The following is a 25431-nucleotide window of genomic DNA, read 5'->3' on the forward strand; positions in this document are numbered from 1 at the left end:
AATGAAGCTTTCAGAATTTAAATACACTTTGGCAAAAAGTGCTATTGCAAAGTTTCCGGCTGACCCACGTGATTCATCAAAATTACTTATTATTGATAGGAATACTGGTGAAATTGAGGAGAAGATTTTTTCAGATATTACCTCAACTTTTCAACGTGGCGACGTTTTGGTGTTAAACGAAACAAAGGTGTTTCCTGCGCGTTTGTATGGGAAAAAAGAAAAGACAAATGCAAAAATTGAGGTGCTACTGCTTCGGGAGTTGAAATCGGATGAACGTATTTGGGATGTTCTCGTTGAGCCAGCAAGAAAAGTGCGTATTGGGAATAAAATATTCTTTGATAGTCCAAAGTTTTATTGTGAAGTTATAGACAACACTACTTCACGTGGCAGAACGGTAAAGTTTACTTACGATAATGATATTTTTAAAATCATTGAACGAATTGGTGAAATGCCACTTCCGGATTATTTGCGACGCGAACCAACTGAACACGATAAAGAGACTTATCAATGTGTGTTTGCAAATGATAAATATTTAGCATCGATTGCACCACCTTCGGCAGGGCTTCATTTTACAACAGAGCTATTAGAAAAATTATCTCAAAAAGGTGTAAAAATAGTAACGTTGAATTTGAATATTGGGCAAGGTATTTTTGAACGCATAGAAGTTGAAGATTTGACCAAACACAGAATGTATTCAGAATATTTTGAAATACCAAGAGAAACAGCGGAGACGATTAATAAAGCATTAAAAAACAAAAAGCAAGTTGTTGCAGTAGGTGCATCTGTGGCAAGAGCTCTTGAATCGAGTGTTTTGACGACAGGTGCGGTTAAACCAAATAAGGGCTGGACAGATAAATTTATCTATCCACCTTATGAATTCAAAATTGTTACACGTTTGATAACTAATTTTCATATGCCAGCAAGTCCTTCTTTGTTGCTTACAGCTGCTTTTGCGGGACGGGATATAATGTTCAAAGCATACAAACGTGCTGCAAAAAATGGTTATCGTTTCTTGTGTTATGGCGATGCCTTGATGGTAAAATAAATATTTTATACAAAAATATAGGGGCGTTATGCTTGTGTATTGCCCCTATTTTATTAAGTTTTACAAAAAAGCCGCTCTAAGAAGGCGGCTTTTTGTTATTGGACTATATAATGTTACTCAATGTCTAACAATGAATCATCAAAAGGAATTTCTTCAGGAATTAGAATACGTCCACAGTTTTCGCAATGATAGATTGTATCTAAATTATTTCTCATTTCGACTACTTTTTGAGGTGGAACAGAGCTATAGCAACCTAAACAAGAACCTTTTTTGCATTGAACAGCGGCATCATAATGATAATTTAGAATTCTATTATACTCTTCATAGTAATTAGCGGGGAGCATAGAAACAATAATTTTTCTTTTATTTTGAAGAAGTTTAACTTCGTCGGACTGCTGTTCAGAAATAGCTTCGAATTCTTTTTTCATTTTATCGTATTCGGATAAAGCAGCTTCGTATTGAGCTTTTTGGTCTTCTAAAATTCGCATAATATTTTCTTCTTTGACACCTTCGGTTCGCATTTTGGCAGCTAATTTTTCGTGCTCTTGTTTTAAGTGTTCGATTTCTTTTGTTATTGCATCAAATTCTTTGTTGTTTCGGCTCATAAATTGCTGTTTTGCTAAATTTTCTTCTTTTTCTTTAAGTTCAACCAGAGTAATTTTGGCATTAGAAACAAAATCGCGAATCTCGTTTAATATATTTTCGGTTTCTTGAACAATTGTTTTAAATTCGTCAACTTTTTTCTTTTTTTCTTCTACCCTATCGGGCAAATCGCCGAACTCTTCCTGAAGAAATCTAAGTTCGTTATCGATGTATGCTAATCCTGCAATTAATTGAATTTTTGAAATCATTGTTTATTCCAATTTATTTTGACATTTATTAAATACTCATTTTGAAGAGCTTTCCAATTATTTTCGGGATAATAAGAAACCGGATTAGTGTTCACAGATGAAACACTAATTTTAACGGAACTATCAATAGAATTTTTTATTAATTGTGCAATACCGAAAGAAACGAATTGTTCCATTTCATAATGACCCGGATCGATAAGCAGCATTTTTCCTTGAGCTGAATGAAAAGAATGGTAAGTAACATCGGCAGTAATAAAAGCGTCTAAATTTGCATCCAGAGCATCTTTCAGAAAAGATGAGCCACTGCCACCAACAATTCCGATTTTGGAAATATTATTATTTTTTCTTCCTGAAGTATATTTGACGGGAGCAAATAATTTTTCGGAAACAAGTTTTACAAGTTCGACTTCATTCATTGGTTGCTGAGCCTCGCAAATCACTCCGATACCTGAATTCGAAGAATTTTGGGACGGGACAAGAAACGAAACTACACGCAAACCAAGTAAATCTGCTATTATTTTGCTTGTTCCTTCTGAATGTGCATCAAAGGTTGTATGAACAGAAATAAAGGCAATATCGTGTTTTATTAGTTTAGAGACAAGTCTGCCAACACGTTCAAAATCGACAATTTCAGTTAAGGGACGATAAATCAAAGGATGAAAAGAAATAATACAATCTACTGAAAGATCAATTGCCTCAGCAATAACTTCATCCGATAATTCCATTGTAACAAGAATGTGGGAAACCTCGCTACGCCCGCTTTGGACTTGCAGACCAATTCGGTCTCCTTCAATTGAAGTTGATTTAGGTAATAATTTTTCGATAGTAGATAGTATATCGTTGATTTTCATCAATAAAAAAACTTTATAATATTATCAATCGTTTAACATTCAAATTTACAAATAAATCTTAATTAATACAATTTAAACTATTAATTAAACGTTATAAATTTAATAAATACACACTTTTAGATAGAATATGAAAAGAATGTTTTTGATTATATTGACATTATTACTTTTATCAACTGAAATTTATAGCCAAAACGAGATAGCTCAATATAAATCAAATTATGATACAACATTTATTTTTACTCCGGGAAGAAAGTTACAAACAATGAGTGAACAAATGGGCTTGCTAAATAATGCCGGAGGTATAGAATTAATGTTTTCAAACTCGGGATTTGGATTAGGCGGCTTTTATCAATATTTTATGGATGATATTACAAAAGTTGGGGTAAGATTTTTCATTTCTGGGGCAAGAAACACAGACGAACTTGAATTTTATGATTATTTCACAGGGAATTCATTTATTCCTAATAAGGTTAATAGATTATATCTGATGCCTCTAACTGTAAATATAACCAGGAATTTATTTTCAGAAGTTTTGCATAAATCGTTCAGACCATACGTTTCTGCTGGGGTTGGTCCAGCATTTATATTATCAACTCCGTACAACCGTGAGTTTTTCAATGCGTTTAACTATGCAAAATGGTACACTCGATTTGGAGGGAATGTTGGGATAGGTGCTGCTTTTGGGTTAGAATCGAGTTCATATTTAAGTGTGAATATAGATTATTACTATATTCCATTTGGAGGCAAGGGTCTTGAAAGCATCAAAGACAAACCTATTAAAACTTTCGGTGGGTTATTTTTGTCTTTATCTATTGGTTCTTTATTTTGATTTTTTATTTTTAATTTCAGACGTATATACTTATATTTGTAAATAGAGTTATGTAAATTCTCATACCTACGGCGGAGTTATTGGCGATTTTTTACAAAATAATTGATTAAATTATTTTTAAATTTGGACTTTAAATTTATTTGTTGTGGCGTTAGGTATGAGATATTTCAGAAAATCATTGCTTCTTTTGATATTACTATTTTCAGTAAGTGATCTATATTCAACTTTCACCAAAATTTCTTCTTCTATTGATGAACTAATCATTGAATATCGACCTGAACTAATAGAATTTCAAGAAACTTCTATCAATGGCGAAGTTTTCTGCAAACCAATAATTAACAACTCATATAATATCAATAAAGAAATTGGTTCTCCACAGCATTTTGTGGAAAATGTGCTTATTACTGTCCCATCACAATTCGGATATGTAATAAAGGATGTTCAGGTGTTCGGAGTGAAGACTTATCAGAAGAAAATGCTACCGGTTGAAAATCAGTTTAGCAGAGATGGTGCTTTGTATAATTCTGAGTTGATTTCGAATAATAGGCAATTTGAATGGGTTTGGACTGAATATTTAGGAATATCGAGGAGAAGAAACGTTGCAAATGTTATTTTCACTGCAGCTCGATATAACCCAGAAAATTCAGTTATAGAAATACCAGAGAAAATAATTGTAAAGATTGCTTTTAATTATTCACAGATAACAAAAAAAATAGAACAGGATAGTTTTTCGCCCAAAATCACAATTAACCACGACGAAACACGTGCTTTTGTTCTTGCACACTCAAAAGAAAGTATTCAAAGCCAGCAACTTACTGATTTAAATCAAGTTAGCAATGGGAAATGGCTCAGGCTGACTATTAATGAAGAGGGATTATATAAAATTGATGCTGCTCAACTTTCTTCGCGTGGAGTAAAAATTGAAAAAGAACTCATAAATACCATAAAAATATTTGGACACGGTGGCGATAACCTTAGCGAAAAAGTATCCGATGGATTAAACAACGATATGAGCGAAATTCCTATTATTCTTAAAACAAACTCAAATGGCGAGCTTGAATCTATTATTTTTTACGGTAATGGTGCTAAAGGGTTTAAATATATAAATGGCAATTTCTCGCATTATAGAAACGATTTTTCGTTCAACAACTATTATTTATTAACTTATGGAGGAAGAGAAGGCAAGCGACTATCGATTGCTCCAAATCCAGAAGGACCAATCAATTATAATCCAGATTATTATTACCACAGAATATTTTATAACGAAGAAACAACAAATCCATATCCGGATGGCTCAGGTCGAACTTATTTAGGGCGTAGTTACTTTTCTGCACCATTTATGGATATATTATATAATTTGAGAAGAGATGAAAACATTATATATAAAATAGCAGTAGCACATCGTTCTACAAAATCCGGTGCTGCCGGGCGATTTATTTACAAACAATCTGGCACTCAGATTTTTTCAACACTTCTTAATGATACTTACGGAGATTACGTTCATATTAATCGTTCAATCCAGCAATTTTCTTCGCCAGCAAGCTTAGTAGGAATAGATAATAGAAGTGTATTGTCGATTGAGTATTCAAATAGCAACTCATCGGCAGTTCCATATTTTGATTTTTATGAAATACATTATCCGCGAAGTTTCGTTCCTATAGACAATGAAATCTCTTTCTTTTCGGATCCTTCAAAATCAGGATTAACGGAATATCAGATTAATGGTTTTACTTCGGGTAATATTATTGGAATTGATGCAAGCGACCCTAACAATCTGTTGCTACTTGACAATCTCGCAAAAACAGGTGGGATGTTCATTTTCAGAAAAGAAGAAAAAAACAGTAAGCCATCGAAATATTTTATTAGTTCGAAATTCAAGACGGTTACAAACATAGAATCAATTTCTCTTGAAAACTTACGAGGAACAATCCGAGATGTCGATGTTCTTGTTATTACACACTCTCAGTTTATTGAAAGTGCAAATGAATATGCAAATTATCGAAGAACCCGAAATAACTTGAAAGTAGCAGTGGTCAAAGTAGATGATATATACAAAGAATTCTCTTCCTGCATTCCAGATATAACTGCAATAAGAGATTTTATTGCGTTTGTTTATCATAATTCATCAATCAAGCCATCATTTGTTGTATTGTGGGGAGACGCACATTATGACTACAGGAACATACAGGTAAAATCTCCGTTATATATTCCAATGTATATGAACAAAGAATCTGATTTCTTCGTAACAGAGACAAGTACTATGGCAACAGATGATTATATAGCTTGTGTAGAAGGAGATGACTGGGTATGTGATGTAGCTTTTGGAAGAGTTCCGGTAGATAACATAGATAATGCAAAAACCTACTTAAAAAAAATAATGCACTACGAATCAAACTCATCGCTCGATAATTGGCGGACTAATATTTTGTTAGTTGCCGATGACTCTTATACTACCAAAGGACAAGATGGAGATATTCACACCCGTCAGTCAGAAGAACTATCGTCGAAACTGCCGGCAGAACTTATTCAGAAAAAAGTGTATTTAGCAGCCTATCCAACGGAAAGCATAGCCGGCGGGAAACGTCGTAAGCCGGGTGTTAATAAAGAATTTATCTCTACAACAAATACCACCGGAGCGTTAATTTTTAATTGGATAGGACACGGAAATCCGCGTGTGCTTGCTCATGAAGAATTTTTTGAGCGAGAAACTACCATACCTCAACTTTCAAATTACGACAAGTTATTTTTCGTAACTGCAGCAACATGTGATTTTGGTCGGTTTGATTTAGTGGGACCAAGAAGCGGAGCAGAAGAACTTATATTTAGTAAAACCGGTGGAGCTATATCTGTTTTCACAGCAACCCGCGTTGTTGGAGCATATGCAAATCATGCATTAAACCAAAAATATTATCAATCATTATTTAACAGAAAAAATGATGGGAGCTTCCCAACAATTGGCGAAGCGGCATTTGTAGCAAAACAAACTTTTTTTGATGAAAATTCACGAAGGTTTCTAATTCTTGGAGATCCTTTAATAAAATTAAACTTTCCTGAACTACAAATTGTCGTAGATAGCATAAATGGCATCAGCACAACTGAACAAAGCAGTTTTACAATAAAAGCATTAAGCAAAGTCGAAATAGTAGCCAGAATTACTGATGAATTCAGGAACAAAACGATTAATGATTTTCAAGGAACTGCAATATTTACACTATTAGATGGAGATGATAGCCGAAGCATAACAGACGAGTTTGGAATAAATTACAAATTTACTACTCAGGGCGCTACACTTTCGCGGGCTGCTTATAAAGTTACCAATGGAATAATGAAAATAAGTTTTGTTGTGCCCAAAGATATTAGTTTCAACGAAAATAATTCTAGAATGTTTATCTATGCTTTTGCAAACGACCGTCGGACAGCAACAGGTTCTTACTCATCAATAAAAGTTTACGGAATAGAAGAAAGTACTCAAAATGATGGGAAAGGACCAAATGTTAAAATATACCTTGACAATTACAATTTTCGTTCAGGTGATGTAGTTCGGCGAGAACCATTATTGATTGTTGAATTAAACGACGAAACAGGCATTAATTCATCTGGTTTAGGAATTGGTCATAATATTGAAGGTTGGATTGATGATAATCCGGTTCCAATTAATTTAACCCCCTATTTTAATACTTCAATTGAGAATTATAATTCAGGAATTATTAAGTATTATCTGGCTGGGCTTGAACCTGGGTCACACAAAATACGAGTTCGTGCCTGGGATGTATTCAACAATCCGGGAGAGGCAGAAACATATTTTCGTATTCCGGAAGAGGGAGAAATCCAAATATTTGACGTATTGCTATATCCTAATCCATTCACAGAAGAAACAAATATTGCTATAAAGCATAATTTTACTCCACCATTTAATATTTCTTTAAGAATTTATAATAGTATGGGTCAAGTAATAAGGGAGATCGAACAATCCTGGACATCTCAGTATGATACATTGATTAACTGGGACGGACGAGACAACCAAGGTAAATTAATTTCTATTGGTAGTTATTACTATTATTTAAGATTATCGAATTTGTCCGGGAAGATTGAAAAGAGCGGAATATTGGGGATAAAATTAAAATAATGGTATTATATTTGATTAATATTTAATAATTTATAGAAAAAAACGTTTAAATAAACATAATCGGAGGAATTTAATGAAAAAGACGAGAAAAGTAGCAATTACAACGCTTGTATTGGTTTTAGGTGTTTTTATCAGTTCTCAAATCGCATACAGTCAGGCAGGCGGATCGGCTGTTCCGTTCTTGCTAATATCACCTGATGCAAGAGCAAGCGGTATGGGAGAAACAGGCGTTGCAATTGCTGATGATATAAATGCAATTTACTGGAATCCGGGAGGGCTTGCTTTTTTTGACTATTTCCAAAATGAAAGCGGAGATAAACCTTTCACACAGACAGCCCTATCGTTTTCTCCCTGGTTGCCTCAATTTAATGCAGATTTGTTTTACAGCTATGGAACAATTGGGCGATATTTCGAAGAATTAGACGGAACAGTAGCTTTCAATTTTATTTTTATGAACTTGGGAGAATTCACCCGAACAGCAGAGGATGGTAGAGTGCTTGGTAAATTCACTTCTAATGAATTTTCACTTGGGCTTTCGTATGGAACTCCAATCACAAATGATTTAGGTATTGGTTTTCAACTGCGATATATTCGTTCTAATTTAGCACCTGTTGGGCAAGGTCAAAGAGAAGCCGGTGCCGGAAACTCGGTAGGATTTGATCTTGGTTTGCTCTACAAGCCTTCGGGTTATGAACTGCTCGGAGTGCGTAATCCATTATCTTTTGGATTTAATCTTCAAAATGTTGGTCCGAAAATCACGTATATCAACGAATCAGACCCTTTACCTACAAACCTGAAGATAGGAGCAGCATGGAAGCTTGTTAAAGATGAGTTCAATGATTTGAAAATCGCTTTTGATTTCCAAAAGTTGCTTGTAAAACGTGATAGTTTGAGTGCTGACCCGCTACCGCTATCACTTGTAACTGCGTGGAAAAATCCGGGTGTTGAGTTTTCTGTCGGTGCAGAATATTGGTATGAGAATTTATTTGCGTTTCGTGCCGGATACTTTACTGAGCCATCACGACTTGGTAATCGTAAGTTTTGGAATTTTGGAGCAGGTGTAAGGTATGATATTTTCAAGATTGATTTCAGTTTTATTAATACAATCGAAGAAAATCACCCACTTGCAAATACTATGCGATTTTCAATGCTCATTGATTTGAAATAGTATCAGAACAAATAGTTTATTTATAAATTAAACCCCGGGCTATATCCGGGGTTCATTTTTAGACAGATTAAAAGAATTTTTATAACAACAAAAAATATTGTTATTTTTGTTTTTTGAAAAATTTAGTTATAATTAAATATACACAAGAATGAGTAATTTAGCGATAATAGCGATATTAGTATTATTTTCGGCTTTTTTTTCAGGACTCACGATAGGATTTTTCAGCATAAACTTAACAGACTTAGAAAACAAAGCAAAAATCGGGAACAGAAGAGCAAAAAGAATCCTTCCGCTGAGAAAACGTTCAAATTTGCTTTTAAGCACTTTGCTATTAGGAAACGTTGCAACAAATGCTGTATTGGCAATCTTTTTAAACTCAATAGCTTCGGGAGTTGTTGCAGGAGCGATTGCAACTGGTCTTATATTTATAATAGGTGAAATGGTTCCGCAGGCAATTGCTGCACGTTATGGATTTTTATTTACATCAACATTTTTTTGGTTAGTATGGATTTTTATAATATTATTCTACCCTGTTGCTGCTCCAATGGCTTTCATTTTAGATAAAATTTTGGGAGCAGAAAGACCAACAGTATATTCAAGAGAAGAATTTCAGGAAATAATCAAGCATCACGAGGATTCTCCATTTTCTGATATAGACGAAGACGAAGAAAAATTTCTGATTGGTGCATTGTCTTTTTCTCATAAGTCAGTTAGCGATATAATGACACCAAGAACGGTTATTTTTGCCCTTGAAGCAAATAGAATAATTGATGATAATCTGCTAAAAGAGATAAAAGAGAAAGGATTTAGCCGAATTCCTGTTTTTGAAAACACGAAGGACAATATTATTGGAATACTATATTCTAAAGAACTAATTGGTTACAAAGTAGATGAGAATAAAACAGTAGGTGAAATTTGCGATAAACGCTCTTTGATACACATCGAGAAAAATATGAAACTTGACGAATTATTTAATTTGTTTATCAAAGAAAGGCGTCATATAGCTTTCGTATTTGGAGAATTCGGGGAATTGAAGGGACTGGTTACATTAGAAGATGTGATTGAAGAGATATTACGCACAGAAATTGTAGATGAAGCGGATAAAACTGTTGATATGAGAAAACTTGCATTGCTTAAACGGCGGATTTCAAATAAATAGATGTTGAACTAATAGAGAGAAAAAATGTTTCCAAGTGTAAATGAACAAATGGATGTTATTCGAGATGGAGCAATTGAGGTGCTTCCGGAAGATGAACTTGTTCGTAAAATAGAGAATTCAATAAAAAATAATAAACCTTTAAATATTAAATTAGGAGCAGACCCAAGCCGTCCTGATTTGCATATAGGACACGCAGTAGTATTGCACAAATTGCGTCAATTTCAGGATTTAGGACACAAAGCAATACTTATCATTGGCGATTTCACAGCAATGATAGGCGATCCCACCGGAAAATCAAAAACTCGTCCCCAATTAACACTGGAAGAAACACGAATTAACGGACAAAGTTACCTTGAACAAGCAACAATAATCCTGAAAAGAGAGAATCTGGAAGTTGTTTATAATTCAGATTGGCTTGGGAAAATGAGCTTTAGCGATGTAATACAACTTGCAGCTCGATATACAGTAGCTCAATTGCTCGAACGGGATGATTTTTCGAAGCGTTTCAAGTCGGGTATTCCAATCAGCGTTCACGAACTGCTCTACCCACTTGCTCAGGCAATGGATTCAGCACAAATTAAAGCCGATGTCGAGTTAGGCGGAACTGACCAGAAATTCAATTTAATTGTAGGGCGAGAAATACAGAAAGCTTATGGAATAGAACCACAATGTATTGTAACGATGCCACTACTGGAAGGAACAGATGGAGTGGAAAAGATGAGCAAATCGCTCGATAATTATATCGCACTTACTGATTCGCCAAGAGAAATGTTCGGAAAAGTAATGTCTATTCCAGATACATTAATTACTCGTTATATGAGATATGCTGCATTTTTCCCTGAAAACCAAGTGATAACGGCTGAAAAAGGGCTTGCTGACGGAACAGTTCATCCAAGAAATGCAAAAGTTGAAACTGCAATGAAAATCGTTGAATTGTATCATAGCAAACAAGCTGCCGAAGCTGCTTTCGAAGAATTTGAAAGGATATTCAAAAATAAAGAACTACCCGATGAAATTGAAGAGATGCAAGTCGAGGCTGATAATGCAGAAATGGGACTAATGGATTTGCTTGTTGCTACGGGACTTGCACCATCGAAAAAAGAAGCAAAGCGATTAATAGAGCAAGGCGGAGTGCTTGTAGACCAGAACAAGATTGATGATCCTTTTCAGAAAATTCAGTTAAATAATAAAAGATTGGTGAAAGTTGGGAAGCGGAAGTTTTTGTATGTAGTTGCCAGATAAATGTGTAGTGATTTTTATTAATAGGGACGCAATTCGTTGCGTCTCTGTTTTTTTGCAAACTTCAATGTTTTTGAAAGTTAATAATTAATCAGTTATTGTAAATTAAATGTTAGTTTTATTAATTAATTCTTTTATTTCCTGACGAAGGAGTTCAAAATCGTTTCGCGAAAACTCGAAAGTTACAATCCAATCATCCTGGTTTATCTTGGATGAAGAACGAACAAAAAACAGGCGACAATTTATTGAATTAGCATTATGAAATAAATTAAAAGCTATAAAAGCATAGATTTTCATTTGCAATTCGTATTTATCACGTAAAACTGATAAATCGCTTTTTTGGCGAATAATATTTGTTTTCCAGTCCCAAATTTCAATTTCGTTGCTACTTTTTTCAACAAGACAATCAATAATACCACCAATAAAATGGCTTTCGAATGGCATTACAAGATGAAACTCACGTTTTGACGATAACAACAAATCATTGTATTCAGAAAGAAAAGGAGAATTGAAAAAATTAGAAACAAGTTCAGTTAAATAATTTACTTCAGCTGTATTATTGAAATAATTCAATGAGATAGACTTTGAAATTTCAGTTAATGCATCAACATTGATACTAAAATCAGGATTAATCCATTCATTGATTTTTTCAATAAGCTCGTGGAAGGCGCTTCCCAAAGAAAGTGCTGCTTCACGAGACAAATTTTCGTCTAAGAAATGTTCATCAAAACCGAATTCTTTATTGATTACAAAATTTTCTTCACTTTCAAGTAGGTTGTCGAGTTGTGTAGGATAGAAAAATTTGTTTTTGGGAACAGATACAATTTCTTTTATTGAAAGATGATAATCACCATTATTTGAGATTTTTGTTGAAACGGAAGGATTATTATTCAATATAAAGCGATTATTGGAGAATACATTGATAGGTATTTTCAATAAATTTGGAGTAACAGAATTATGTAACATTAATTCTGTTGATATATGAGAAGGAATACTATCAATATTAAAATCTGAATCACCATAATTGAGCTCAAGAGCATCAAAAAGCAATTGGGCAAAACCATTTAGTTTGGCTATGCCACCTTTTTTTGTATTCATTAACGAAGAAGAAATAATTAAATGGTCTTTTGCACGAGTAGAAGCAACATAAAACAACCTGATTTCCTCGTTGCGTTCATCGGCTTTATTGTAATGATTAACAACATTTCTAATGATAAAATCAATATCTGAAGTTTCGCCATCGATAATCTGTTTCAGCTTGAAAAGAAGCCCAAAGTCTTTATCAAACATAAAACTGTTGGCATTCTTAGTTCTATAATTTGAATTGTAAATATAGACGATTGGAAATTCTGCACCTTTAGCTCCGTGAACGGTAGTAATCCGAACAGCATTTTCGTTTGAAAAGGCGGCAGCTTCGGGTTCTTTTGAGTTGTCGGATAGGTATTGAAGTTCTTCAACAAAGTCATACAAGGAACGAAAACCTCGAGCCTCAAACTTTCGGGCATAATCAATCAATTTATCAAAGTTTGACTTTATTTGACTTCCCGAGGGAGTTTTTGCAACATAGAAATTATAACCATCAAGACTAATAATCTTGCTGATTAGACTTGAAACATTTAACCGCGTGGAGTAGAAAATAAGATTTTCCAAAATATTGTTTGCATTTTCGAATATCTTGACATTATTATAGTTGTCAAGTTGTTTTATGTGATTATAATATTCAAGGAATTGGTGATAAAGCGAGATGTTTTGGGTGCCCTTTTGCTTGTTGAAAGCGATTATTTCTAATAGGTCTGCTGAAGTAAGCCCAATAAACGGAGATTTCAAGACGCACGCAAAAGCATAATCATCGTTTTTATCAGCAAAAAAATTAAGGAACTCGCGAATGTCCTGAATTTCGGGAGTTGCGAAGAAGCCAGACCCACTCGACAAAACATAAGGAATATTGTTAGCAATAAGTTCCTTAATTAATTTTCCCAAAGCATTTTTCTTCCTTGATAGAATTGCGATATCACTATACTCAGGTTTTCTGAATTCGTTAGTTTCATTATCGAAAATTTTGTAATCTAAATTTCCAGCGATAACTGCTTTAATATGCTTGACAATTAATTGTTCTTCAGTGGAATTATCAACTTCGGCATTGATGTCTGGGTCGGGAGCAATAACCTCCTCAACTTTTTGTTTGAGTTGAATTTGTTGGTCATCTTTTTTGAGTGAAATCACTAATTGAATACTTTTATTAGTTTTGCTATCAATATTTAGTATCAAAGAAACAGAGCCAAGTGGTTTTGAAGTAGCAACATCTTGCACAAGGTTATCAATAAACTTAGAAGTTGCACGCCCGCAAATAATCGGTTCATATTTAATATTGTGCGCTTCTTTTTTAAGTTCAAAAATAGTTGGTGTTGGCTCCACTATTAGTTTGGAAAAGATTTCATTTACGAAGCCGGCAATATTTGGGGACATACGGAAAGAGGTAGTAAGCGATAGGATACCGAGCTTATTCGTCTCATTAAGGATTTGTTGCGAATATTGAGTGCTATTAAGGTAGTCAATTTTTGTTGGGATAGAGGATTTGTCTTTTTCTATCAAAGGATTGAGATTGTTTTTCTGAGCTAAGGTAGAAGTTGCTTTGTGAAAAACTTCAACTTCTGCACCCTGAAAACTGTAAATACTTTGTTTTGGGTCGCCAACGATAAAGAGATTATTGTCCTGACCTAAAGAATGATCATCAAAGCATAGTTTGCTTATAATATCAAACTGTTCGCTATTAGTGTCCTGAAATTCATCAACAAGAATATAGTCGTACTGGTTTCTAATTTTCTTAGCAAAATCTTGGTTGCAGAGCATATTACGAACGAGGAAAATCATATCATCGAAATCTATTGCAAACATTTCCTGCTTTAAATTTTGATATTTATCAAATACTTTTGAAGCAATTTCTGTAATCAGCCTCGCGTCATTAATTTGTTGGAGCAAAAGTGAATTGTATTGCTGGTTATCTAACACTAAAATATCTTTATTAAAGAGAATTTTGTATGCTACTTCAAAGTGAGAAAAATGCTTCGGGAAATTCTTTCTGAGAAAGCTAATCAGTTGAAGTTTTCCATTTACCTTTGTTTTTTCGCGGAATATTTCAGATATCAATCTTAAATAATTGAAATCCAATATATGAGGAGAATTATAAAAAGCTTGATTAAATTTGCTGAAAATTGCTTTAATTCTTGATTGTTTTTCGCGAATATCATTAATAATTTCACTTTCGTTTATATGTTCTTGTAATTTATCAATAATTATGTCAAAATAAGAAAATAAATCAGAATAACATTTAACCAAAGCGGAATTGTAATATTTTAGAATTTCATCGTTACTTTGCTTGTAGAACTCAATCAAGGAGAACAATTTTCTTCTGAAATTAATCAATTCTCTAATTGTCGAAATAACATTTTTCTTGTTGTAACGAACCAATAAATCAATAAAATCAGAATTATTCGGGGAATTCTTAAAATCAAGGAACACATCTTGAATGGCTTCATCAAGCAAAGCCATAGCATCAAATTCGGATAGTTCAAAAAAATTCGGGGCAATACCTGCTTCGATAGGATAGTCGCGTAAAAGTGAATTGCAAAAACTATGAATAGTGGCTATATTGGCATATTGGATACGGTCGCGAAGGAATTTTAATTTGCGAATTTTTTCGAAATTGTGAGTAGTTTTAGCAATTTCTTCGTTAATCAGTTCATCAATTTTTTTAGCAACACGAGATTTCATTTCAGAGGCAGCCACTTTCGTGAAAGTAATTGCCAAAATACGCCTTACATCGTTTCGAACTGGTTCGTGGTTGAGTAAAATATCAATATATTTATTAACAAGAACGGTTGTTTTTCCGGAACCAGCATTTGCAGTAAGCGAAATATGCCTATCTCGCATCAGAGCGAGTTGTTGTTCAAAAGTCAGATTGTGCGACGACATAAATTAATTCTTTTTACGAAAGAGAGAAACATCAATATTATAGCGTCTTATTTTGTTATGCAGAGTTTCGCGACTTACACCAAGCAAAGCAGCACTTTTGCTTACGTTCCCGTTGCATTGAGCTAAAGTCGCCTCGATTTTCTTTTTATCAACTTCTGCTAAATCTTCTTTTAATGTTCTATCAGTTGCAAAAACAGGGATTTGATATTGAACATTATTATGATTGGTGCTTAAAACCTTTTTAACATCAGAAATTTCAATTTTATCTTTTTGCGTAGTCTGGAGGATAAGTTTCAGGAAATTAACAAGTTCGCGAACATTTCCGCTCCAGTTATGTTCAGTCAGAAAATCGATAGTATCATTTGAGAAAAATTTGTATTCCGAGAAATCATTATTATGTTTCTGACAATAATGATTAATAATTTCCGGTATGTCTTCACGACGTTCTGATAGAGGTGGAATATAAATTTCGCATTCACGCAAACGGTGGTAGAGTTGTTCGCGGAAACGCCCTTCGTGCATAAGAGTAATCAGATCTTTATCAGTAGCAGAGATAAAACGAATATCGACTTCTTCATTTTGTATAGAGCCAACTTTACGCACAATTTTATCTTCAATTGGGATAAGCAGGTTAGATTGCAATTCGATAAGCAAGTCGCCGATTTCATCAAGAAACAGGGTTCCTTTGTTTGCTTCCTGAAATAGCCCTCGTTTTGTTTCCATAGCACCGCTAAAAGCACCTTTGACGTGTCCGTAAAGTTCACTTTGGAAAAGATCTTTTGGGATATTTGGGATATCAACTGTAACAAAAGGGAATTTGGAGCGTCGGCTAATAGTATGAAGAGCTTTAGCGACAAGCTTTTTGCCGGTCCCGGTTTGTCCGGTAATAAGAACATTCAGGTCAGTACGACCGTAACGGATAATGCTGTCGCCGACTTGAAGAATCTGTTTGCTTTTGCCAATAATACCGCAGGAAGCAAGAAATTTTTGGACTTCGAGTTCTTCGGAAAATGCTGAAATATGGCGTGATGAACTATCGAGCACAGCTTTAATTTTATCTTTCGAAATAATACTTTTTTCGATAAAATTCGAAGCACCGAGTTTTGTAGCTCGAACGGCTGCTTCGATAGTTCCTTTGCCAGAAATCATTACAACAGGAATTTGTAAATAATTTTTGCGGATAATTTCGAGCAAATCAAGCCCATTGGTTTTTTCGCCGGGTGCAAATTCTATATCTAAAAGGATTATTCCAACAAATCTATGTTTTTCATCTAAAAAGGAAAGTGCTTGTGAGGGTGAATAAGCCACAGCAGTATCATAGCCAAAAGACTGGACAATGTCTGCCATTGTCGAAGCGAAATCGTGGTCATCATCTACTATTAGAGCAATTACTTTCATCATCTATTTTTTATTTCCCGAATACTTGGCACTAAACAGTTAAGAGAATCGAAAAGCTCACGAAAATATCGAGAACCTTTATTTTGGAATTCGGGATTCCACACTGCAAGCATATTAAGATTTTGTTCAGGATTAGAGAATTCAACAAATCTTGCTTTGCTTTCGCCGGGTGAGAACAAAGTTTGAGTTTTCAAGATAGTCGATTTAGCAAGCTTTAATTTGCTGCAAAATTCATTTTGGTCTAAATCAACGATTTTATCTTTTTTTATTTCCGGATTTTTATTGCTTTTTGAAAAAATGAAGAGTTCACCATATGCATTAATTTCATAACCAAAAAAAGCGTTATCCTTTGGGAGAAAGTCGCCCCAGCGCAGCACAAGATTTTTCTCATTTTCGTTTAGGCAATGAACTAATTGCGGTTCTTTACTCTTGAACAAAGAGCAAGAAGAGAACAAAAAAAGCAACAATATTGACAGGATAAGAATTCTCATTTCGAGTAACCGCATTTGAACATAATTAACAAATATAATAAAAAGAGTATTAATAAAAAATTTAGTAATGATTAGTATTATTTTTATATCTATCGAGAAATTCTCTTACTACGGAGTCTTCGGTTTTGTCCAAGTCATCAGGTGTTCCTTCGAACTGCACCAAACCATCGTTGAGCATAACAACACGATTAGCAATTTTATAAACAGAAAACATATCGTGAGTAATGATGATAGAAGTTACTTTAAGTTTATGCGAGAGTTCAGAAATCAAGTCATCAATTTGTTCAGATGTAACTGGATCCAAACCAGTAGTAGGTTCATCATAAAAAATGTATTCAGGATTTCCAACCAAAGCACGAGCAACTCCAACACGTTTTTTCATACCGCCGGAAAGATCGGATGGCAATTTATCTTTCAAAATTTTCCATTCATTAATAAATAAAGCATCGTGTTCATCAGTTTGAGGGAGCAGTCCAACTGCTTTAAGTACTCTTATTGCTTCTTTTTCGAGATAGAGAATATTTCTTTCGCCGTGTTCGTATAGTCCTAAAACAACATTTTCGAAAACAGTAAGCGAATCGAAAAGGGCAGCACTTTGGAACACAAATCCGAATTTTCGCCTTAATTTGTATAAAGATTTTTTATCTAATTGAGATACTATGTTCCCGTCAATTGCAACAGTACCTAAATCGGGTTCGAGAAGCCCAACAATGATTTTAATTAAAACACTTTTTCCACAACCAGATTTTCCGATAATACAAAGGATATCGTTGTCAGGGATATTAATATTGATACCCCGCAAAACATTTTTGGGACCGAATGATTTATGGATATTTGTAATATTAATCATACGTTAATCACATTGAAAAACAAAAAGACATCGCTAAAAAGAGCGAATGTCTTTTCAAAAATAATAAAAACAAAATTATTTAACCCTAATTTTTTGTCCAATTTGAAGTCTTGTTTCTTTAACTCCTCTGTTAAGATTTTTTATATCATTAATTGAGACATTATATTTATCAGCAATTCTTTCCAAAGTATCACCGGAACGTACAGTATGATAGACAGGTGTTTTTTTGCTATTAGAAGTATTATTTTTTGATGATTTGTTTTGCTCTGTACTATTCGATTGATGAACTTTTAGACGCGAACCAGCAATAATTATATCTCCTTTAATATCATTTTTGTTCCATTCACGTAGTTGGTCTTCGGTAATTCCATATTTACGAGCAATAGAAGCCAGATTTTCACCTTTTTCGACTGTATGAACCAAAACTTTTTGCTGAGGTTGCTTCGAAGAAGGAGATTGCGCAGCTGCAACCTGCTGTTCAATTTTGAGAACTTGTCCGACTTTGATTGAGGGCTTCTTTAAGCGATTAAGAGAGATAATATTATCAACAGTGGTTGAATATTTTTCAGCAATTTTTGCAAGAGTTTCCCCTTTTCGAACCTTATGTTTAATAGTTTTGTTTTGTGTCGATGAATTTTGAGAATTATTATTATTTGCAGTAGTAGAGTTATTATTAATATTATTACGTGCAACGATTAGTTTTTGCCCAACCTGAATATTTTCTATGTCGAAAGGTAGGTTATTTAAATTTCGGAGTTCAGCCGGACGTATGCCATATAGTTTTGAAATACTGTAAATAGTTTCGCCTGGTTTAACAATGTGCGTAATGATTTGCCCGATATTTGAACTTTCAACGTTAGGATTTTGAACAACATCGGCTTTAAGAGTATCTACTTTAGTTGGATTACGAACTATATTACTGGCTTCGAAAGGTTCAGAACCAATAGGGATACGCAATGTGGAACCTTTTTTAATTTTAGCATTATAACCGCTTAAATTATTAACTGCAATAAGATTATCAAGAGAAACATTATATTTTTGGGCAATATCAGTGAGTGATTCATTTTGGCTCACAGTGTGAAAAATAAAGGCTTGCTTTTCTTCATTCGGAATAGCATCAAAATTTTTAGCAAAAGTTTGATAGGAATTATAAGGTATTTTTATATAATATATTTTCTTATCGGGTGGAGTAACGTTTTGAAGCAGTTCGGGATTAAGTTCTTTGAGTTCTTCCAGACTAATTCCGGCAGATTTAGCAATAGCGGAAAGATTTGTTGGTTCTTTTATTTCGAAAATATCATATTTATATTCGTTTTGGTAGGATATTTCTTTTTCATCGAAGCCATACAATTCAGGATTCATCATAACTTTAGCGGTTGCAATAAAGTTTGGAACATAGATAGCAGTTTCGTTAGGAAGGAATTTCAGAATATCCCAATATGAAGGTTTTTCAAGTTTGGATTTTTTTATAGAGCGTCTAATACAGCCAGTCCCACAATTATAGGCAGCAAGTGCAAGATGCCAATCTCCAAATTCATTATAAAGATCGCGAAGGTGTCGCATAGCAGCATAGGTAGATTTTTCAGGGTCGCGCCGTTCATCTATCCAAAAAGATTCATTTTTATTTAGATTATAATCTTGACCGGTTGCGCGCATAAACTGCCACAAACCTACGGCACTAGCGCGAGAAACAGCATTAGGATTCAGCCCTGACTCAATCATTGATAAATATACAATTTCTTCAGGCATACCTTCTGCTTCAGCAATACGTTTCATCATCGGGAACCATTTGCCTGAACGTTCCATACATTGGCGAACGAAATGCTGCCCACGTTTGTTTTTTGTAAGGAACGTAATACTGCGGTTTACTAAATCGTGGTCTATTAGAGGAATAACGAGACTGTCTGGTTTGGTGTGTCGATTAGGGAATTTTTGGCTTGAATAAGCCGAATTAAATGGTTTTTGAACTACAGGGGCTGGAGTAGCAGGTATTTTGCCAATTTCCTGAAATAATTTATCACGAACAATGAACAAAGGAGCATTCTCATCAAGGTTGTCAATATTAGTGATGTAGTTTTCGTAATCTTCAACAATAGATTGGGATAAATCATTGAACTCGGAATTGCTTTCGATATTTGGGTAGCTTACGAGTTTATTCAAATTATCAATCGCTTGTTGAAAATAACGGGCTGCACTAATAGTATCACCTTTTTTGATAAGAATTAATGCCTGCAAATAGAACTGACGTGATTTTTCGAGTGTAGAAGAAACGTAATCGTCGGCTTCAATTTTGACTTTTTTATTCTTGTCTAAATCGGAATATTCGTCTTTGAATTTTTGTCTTTCTTTATAAATTTTCTCTAAATGCTCGGCTCTTTTGCGGGTTATCTGAGAATAAGAATATTCGGGCTCAGGAAGGGAAAGAACAAAACAAAACAGAAAAAACAACAGTTCCCTCCACGCTCGATATTTTATAAATTTCTTTACTTTCATACCAACTCCAATCAAAAAATACTCTTCGTTTATGCTGCTTTAACTAACAACAAAAGAAAACTTACAAAAATAAGTTTCTTGATAAATAGATAATTATAAATGTAATAATTTTTTTTGACAAAAATATTAAAAAATAATTAAAAAATTATCATAATGTGCTATTCGTTAGAGTAATTTTCTTGATTACTGCGTTCGCCACGTCTATCTATAGCAATAATTTTGAAGGAAAATGGTTTATTTGGATCGCGGGGAGTGATTTCAAAAAATTGTGACCAAATTAATTTTTCTCTATCAGGTTTAAATTGCCCAATTCTCTCTTTGTAGGTTGCATTTCCTTGAATATCAAGAGATAAAATTGTATTTTCTCTGTTTTTGAACAATCCGAAGGAATTTGTTTGGACAAGGACTGTTTTGCTATCAATTTTTGATAGTTTCACAATAACAGGAGGAGCAAATTTTTTGACGTTGAGTTTAATTCTTTGTCCTAATAATTTATTATTTATGTATCTTTCGAGGAAAATATTGCCTGAAGTGTCTTGATAATCAGGAGTAAAACTAATAACTTCATCAGAAAATTGCTGATAGCGAATGTTATCATTATCTCTAATTAATACTTTTGCTTCATAACCGGGTAGTATTGGCAAGTTTGGCTTTATTTTATAAGTAAGTCCGGGATATAACTCATTTGGTATTTCTGGATTTGCGATGGGTTCAGCCACGATAGGAAACGAAATCTGATATTCTTTGTTGTCGGTTCTGCGTTTAAGTGAAAGTGTAACAACAATGTTTCCGTAATTAGGTGAGGTGCCTTTAATAACAATACTATTTGATAAGATGTTGCTAATATAGGCTGAACCACCATTGCCTTCCGGATAGTGCTTAATACTTACTTCAATATTTTTTTGTAAATCGAGCAAAGGATTAAGCCCACCAAGAACAAACAAAGTGTTTTGCCAATCGAAAGACGCTATGGTACGTATTCTGTCATATTGAAGTGAGAAGTTGGCATCAGAGAGGAGCATTTGTGATTGTTGTAAGTTCTGCACAATTTGTTCGGCAGGTTGTTCTTGAATAACAGGCAAACCAGTTTTTTTGTCGTAATAGTTAATAACAAGAGCAAATTGTGCTTTAGCAACAAGTTCGTTGCCAGTTTTTGTATCAGTTGCTTTTGCATTAAGGTAAACAATATATGATTTATTGATTTTATCGAATGTAGGTGGCTTCCAAACAAAATATGAAATTTTCTTTTCCAGAATATCAATTAAGCGGAAATTGACACTTTGGTTTTTAACATTAGAAACTAATTTAAGCTTACTTTTATAAACCTGATCTTCGATAATCACTTCATAGCTTATGTTTTTCACATCACCGGTAAAATAAATTGTATTTAGGCTATCGAGATGAAGCAGATATGGGATAGTATCGATAGCCATTTTGCAGAATAGAGCAGATTTTTCGAGTTTAATAGCAAACGGTGTTTCCATTGAGATGCGATTAGCATTTTCAATGTCTCTCTCCTTTTGAGACGGGATAAGAAAAATAAGAGCCGCAAGATAAAGCACAAAGTATATTTCGATTGTTTTGCGATATTTATATCTATTGTTTTTCATTTTTGGTTATTTTGTTGGAGAGAATTTGTTCAAGTTCGTTTCTAATAGCAATCTTAATTTCTTCTTGTCTGAGTTGAGAAATTGAGTCACTAAGAAATTTTATTTTATCGTTGAAATCTAACAAAGCATTATTAGTTTGTTGTAAGATATTAACAAATTGTGGATTAGGTTGAGAAATATCAAGAAAAGATTTGGCAATTGAAGATATTTGGGTTAATGATTCGTTTTGAAGAGTAATAAGTGCATTTAATTTTTCAGTGAGATTTTCTAATTGCAAGGTTGTAGCAGCAAAGTCTCTACTTATTTCACCAACTTCGTTCAGGAGTTCCCTCTGAAAATCGAGTTCTTCTTTTTGTTCATTATTAGAAGCGATTTCTTCGTTTGGAGTGAACAGCATAATGAAGAATAAAAATAGAAGCAAAACGGCTTCGAAAAAAATACCGGCAAGAACTATATCGTCGCTTACGTGGTCTGAGAAACGCCTGACACCAACAAGCACAAGCAAAATAGCTGCTCCAAAATACGCAAATGAATTAATAGTTGAGAAATAAAAACGATTAACAATTTCTTCAAGCCAAATAGCAGTGCCTCGCCAGAAACCAAGACTATGGATTATTTGAATATCTTCGTTTGTGTATTTCTCTAAATCTATTTCGCGGGTTGCAAGCCGCCAGGTAGCGAGCAGAGCCGAAAACGAGCTCCATTGCTTTTCATAACGAAGACTTTTGAAAATGTCTTGAAGCAGGCGACGCCCCGTAATTGCACCAAAGTTGTCAATTTTTTTCATATCATTTTTGTGTTTTTATGAGAACAACAATACTTGCCCAAAAGAAAATAACATTCGCACTCCATCCAACAAACAACGGGTTAATATTCATCGAGAAACCAATAGTTTTACTAATTTCTGTAAAAATCAGGTAAGTAAAAGCAATAACCATAGCAGCAGTTATCTGAATAGCAATTCCGCCTCGTTTTTTTACAGAAGCAAAAGGAACACCAAAAAGCATTACAATTAGATTTGAGAATGGAAAGGCGAATCCTGCATAATAATCAATAAGATTTTTGCGAATATCTTTTCCACCCATTTTTAGGACTTCTATATAGTCTCGTTTTTCATCGAAATTCATTTCGTCGGGAAGCATTTGGAGTTTAATCAGCTGTTCGTGTTTGATATTAAGGCTAATATTGAGCGAATCGAGACTTTTCACAAAAACAGAATTATCCGAAAAAGTTCTAATCATCACATTTTCTAATTTCCATTTGCCATCTTCCCAGATAATTCTATCTGCTTCTATTCTTGAACGCAAACGAGGAGCAAACTCATTTGAATAATCTTCTATTGCAACCTGATAACCAGTTTGTTCGGTAGGATGATAATATTGCAACATAACGTGTTTGGTAGGAGTATCGCGAAAGAAAAGATTAAAAAGCGTTCCGCCTTGGGCTTTCGCTTTTTTCAAATAAACTCTTTCGATTTCTAATTTAGTTTTGTTGGCAACCGGAACAATCCAGCCATTAAAATATAATTGTCCGAAGCTTAAAGCAACAGCAAAAGCAACCAAAGGAAGCATAAGACGATAGAGGCTCAACCCACCTGATTTCATTGCTGTTGTTTCATTGTTAGTTGAGAGCTTTCCAATTGAAAATAAGGTTGCGATTAATACAGAAATTGGTGTGAGGATTTTCAGTATTTCAGGAAAATAAGAGATGTAATATTTGATAATTACTGGATTTGGGACCTTTTTATCGATGAAGTCGTCTAAATTTTCCATCAAATTAACTACTAAAAAAATCAGGCACAAAGAAATAACAGCAAAGAAAAGTGTGCTGATAAACTGGCGAAGTATATATCTATCTAAAATATTCATAATCAATTCATTTAAAATCAATATCTTACAATATTAACAAAAATATAATTAAATTAAGAGAAAAAAATGTATCCGCTAATCTTTAATGAATTTTTCAGTATAATCATCGATAGAAATAAAATATATATCTTTTGGATATTTAGAAATATTAATAACAGATTTGAGTGAGCGAACAACTCCTTTTGCAACAGTTGCACCGTAGAGATTTCTAATATTGAATTCGAGGGGAAGCATATTCTGGCAAAAATCAGGGAGCTTAATAACTATTTCTGTTCTGGCAGGATTTGGGAAAAGGTCGAAATAAATTTCGTTTTTATCATCTGGAATTATTTCTGTATCGTTTCTTGAAATATTCATATGAGTATTGAAAATACGGATAAAGTTCTCTGCGAACTCGTATGGATATGAGCAAGAATCGGTTGCGTCCCAATTAATAGACCAAGTCATCATTCCACGAACATTCGGGTATCCGTTTTTTTCAAACATAACATAAGAACCTGTGTAATTATCTGATTTTCCTAATAAATAATTCATTGCCATAAGGACGCTATCAGGATGCATATAGCCACTGCTTGCTGCAAGGTTGCAAGCGGGAAGCCCAACGGTAACTTTTTCTGGTGGGAACCCCTGAAAAAAACCACCTTTGGTATTAAATCCTTTGATTAATTTTTCCGTCATAGCAACTATAAAATCAGGAGTTGCCTGATTGTAAACTTTCCAGTCTAATCCATACATACCGCCGCTATTGTAGAGCTGCACATTTACTAAATCTATTGAATCGCGCAATGCGTTTAAAATCGGCAGATATGCTCCCCAAACTCCACCATATCCGCTTTGCCCACCCTGGACGTAAGCAGTTTCCGGAGAAATGGACAAAATTGCTTTTTTCCCGAAAGCTTCCGAATATTCCCGCATTATTTCTTTAATTGCATCAATCAGCAATATAACGCAAGAATCAACCGGTTGTGATATTGTGCCGCCAGAGATTCTTATTGAATTGCCCTCGAAGTCAATATCTATTCCATCGAATTCGTAGTCGAAAAGAAGCCGAAGAACAGATTGGACAAAAACGTCGCGTTCCATTGTGCTATCGAGTTTGATAGTAGTATTTCCGCCACCGATGGAGAGCAACACCTTCTTGCCTTGTGATTGAATTGTCTTTAGGCGTGATTTGAAATCATCTTTTTTGATAATCAACGGATGAAAATATATGTCGTAGTCTGTTCCTGCACGTGGAGTAGCAAATGCGATATTAATCACATTATAGGCTGGATGAACTCTTTCAGGACCAATCATAGGAGCAAGTGGATTATCCCAATTGTGCCAGTAGCCAACAAGAACTTTTTCAGGCAAGTTGTCAGAATATATCTTATTTATATTAATCAGCAAAAATAGAATAGTAATAAACAAAATGTAATAATTTTTCACGTTGTTTCACCTTAGTTCACAATTTCAATTAATGAATGCACGTTATACATTTT

General features: G+C 34.1%; 17 protein-coding genes. 6 read left to right on the forward strand and 11 right to left on the reverse strand.

Going from position 1 to position 25431, the window contains the following annotated elements; all coding sequences use genetic code 11:
- The first annotated feature begins 1 nt into the window (after position 1).
- Complete coding sequence (gene queA / locus ACY2LT_RS04290; RefSeq protein WP_491816609.1) at positions 2-1045, forward strand: tRNA preQ1(34) S-adenosylmethionine ribosyltransferase-isomerase QueA; 1044 nt, start codon at positions 2-4, stop codon at positions 1043-1045.
- A 113-nt stretch (positions 1046-1158) separates the two neighbouring features.
- On the opposite strand, the gene ACY2LT_RS04295 is transcribed toward queA, so the two are convergent.
- Both ACY2LT_RS04295 and ACY2LT_RS04300 read right to left on the reverse strand, forming a co-directional pair.
- Positions 1159-1896 (reverse strand): zinc ribbon domain-containing protein, encoded by a 738-nt coding sequence (locus ACY2LT_RS04295; protein WP_491816610.1) that lies wholly within the window; start codon positions 1894-1896, stop codon positions 1159-1161.
- Entirely contained in the window at positions 1893-2747 is an 855-nt protein-coding gene (locus ACY2LT_RS04300; RefSeq protein ID WP_491816611.1) for a Nif3-like dinuclear metal center hexameric protein, read from the reverse strand. Before ACY2LT_RS04300 ends, ACY2LT_RS04295 begins: the two co-directional genes overlap by 4 nt.
- Before the next feature lie 127 nt (positions 2748-2874).
- Between ACY2LT_RS04300 and ACY2LT_RS04305 the strand changes: the two genes are divergently transcribed.
- From ACY2LT_RS04305 to tyrS, 5 genes are all read left to right on the forward strand, one after another.
- A complete protein-coding gene (locus ACY2LT_RS04305; protein ID WP_491816612.1) occupies positions 2875-3576 on the forward strand; it encodes a hypothetical protein in 702 nt (233 codons plus the stop codon).
- Between the two features lie 157 nt (positions 3577-3733).
- Entirely contained in the window at positions 3734-7702 is a 3969-nt protein-coding gene (gene porU / locus ACY2LT_RS04310; RefSeq protein WP_491816613.1) for a type IX secretion system sortase PorU, read from the forward strand.
- A gap of 73 nt (positions 7703-7775) precedes the next feature.
- Positions 7776-8870, forward strand: a complete 1095-nt coding sequence (locus tag ACY2LT_RS04315; protein WP_491816614.1) for a PorV/PorQ family protein — start codon at positions 7776-7778, stop codon at positions 8868-8870.
- Between the two features lie 148 nt (positions 8871-9018).
- A complete protein-coding gene (locus ACY2LT_RS04320; RefSeq protein ID WP_491816615.1) occupies positions 9019-10029 on the forward strand; it encodes a CNNM domain-containing protein in 1011 nt (336 codons plus the stop codon).
- Between the two features lie 24 nt (positions 10030-10053).
- Entirely contained in the window at positions 10054-11271 is a 1218-nt protein-coding gene (gene tyrS, locus ACY2LT_RS04325; protein ID WP_491816616.1) for a tyrosine--tRNA ligase, read from the forward strand.
- Positions 11272-11373: 102 nt separating this feature from the next.
- On the opposite strand, the gene ACY2LT_RS04330 is transcribed toward tyrS, so the two are convergent.
- The 9 genes from ACY2LT_RS04330 to ACY2LT_RS04370 form a co-directional block, all read right to left on the reverse strand.
- The gene (locus tag ACY2LT_RS04330; RefSeq protein WP_491816617.1) at positions 11374-15240 is read right to left on the reverse strand and encodes a UvrD-helicase domain-containing protein; all 3867 of its coding nucleotides are present in this window, start codon (positions 15238-15240) and stop codon (positions 11374-11376) included.
- 3 nt (positions 15241-15243) lie between these two features.
- Positions 15244-16641, reverse strand: coding sequence for a sigma-54-dependent transcriptional regulator (locus ACY2LT_RS04335; RefSeq protein ID WP_491816618.1), 1398 nt, complete (start codon positions 16639-16641; stop codon positions 15244-15246).
- On the reverse strand, positions 16638-17129 hold the full coding sequence (locus tag ACY2LT_RS04340; RefSeq protein ID WP_491816619.1) for a hypothetical protein: 492 nt from the start codon (positions 17127-17129) through the stop codon (positions 16638-16640). The genes ACY2LT_RS04335 and ACY2LT_RS04340 overlap by 4 nt, the downstream gene beginning before the upstream one ends.
- Before the next feature lie 61 nt (positions 17130-17190).
- On the reverse strand, positions 17191-17979 hold the full coding sequence (locus ACY2LT_RS04345; RefSeq protein WP_491816620.1) for an ABC transporter ATP-binding protein: 789 nt from the start codon (positions 17977-17979) through the stop codon (positions 17191-17193).
- A 75-nt stretch (positions 17980-18054) separates the two neighbouring features.
- Positions 18055-20472: a LysM peptidoglycan-binding domain-containing protein gene (locus ACY2LT_RS04350; RefSeq protein WP_491816621.1), complete on the reverse strand. Its 2418-nt coding sequence runs from the start codon at positions 20470-20472 to the stop codon at positions 18055-18057.
- A gap of 158 nt (positions 20473-20630) precedes the next feature.
- Positions 20631-22082, reverse strand: coding sequence for a hypothetical protein (locus tag ACY2LT_RS04355; protein ID WP_491816622.1), 1452 nt, complete (start codon positions 22080-22082; stop codon positions 20631-20633).
- Positions 22069-22869, reverse strand: a complete 801-nt coding sequence (locus ACY2LT_RS04360; RefSeq protein WP_491816623.1) for a hypothetical protein — start codon at positions 22867-22869, stop codon at positions 22069-22071. The genes ACY2LT_RS04355 and ACY2LT_RS04360 overlap by 14 nt, the downstream gene beginning before the upstream one ends.
- A 1-nt stretch (position 22870) precedes the next feature.
- Positions 22871-23950 (reverse strand): LptF/LptG family permease, encoded by a 1080-nt coding sequence (locus tag ACY2LT_RS04365; protein ID WP_491816624.1) that lies wholly within the window; start codon positions 23948-23950, stop codon positions 22871-22873.
- Positions 23951-24025: 75 nt separating this feature from the next.
- On the reverse strand, positions 24026-25378 hold the full coding sequence (locus ACY2LT_RS04370; protein WP_491816625.1) for a glycosyl hydrolase family 18 protein: 1353 nt from the start codon (positions 25376-25378) through the stop codon (positions 24026-24028).
- Between the last annotated feature and the right edge of the window lie 53 nt (positions 25379-25431).

The organism is Eximiradius proteiniborus (assembly GCF_058546985.1).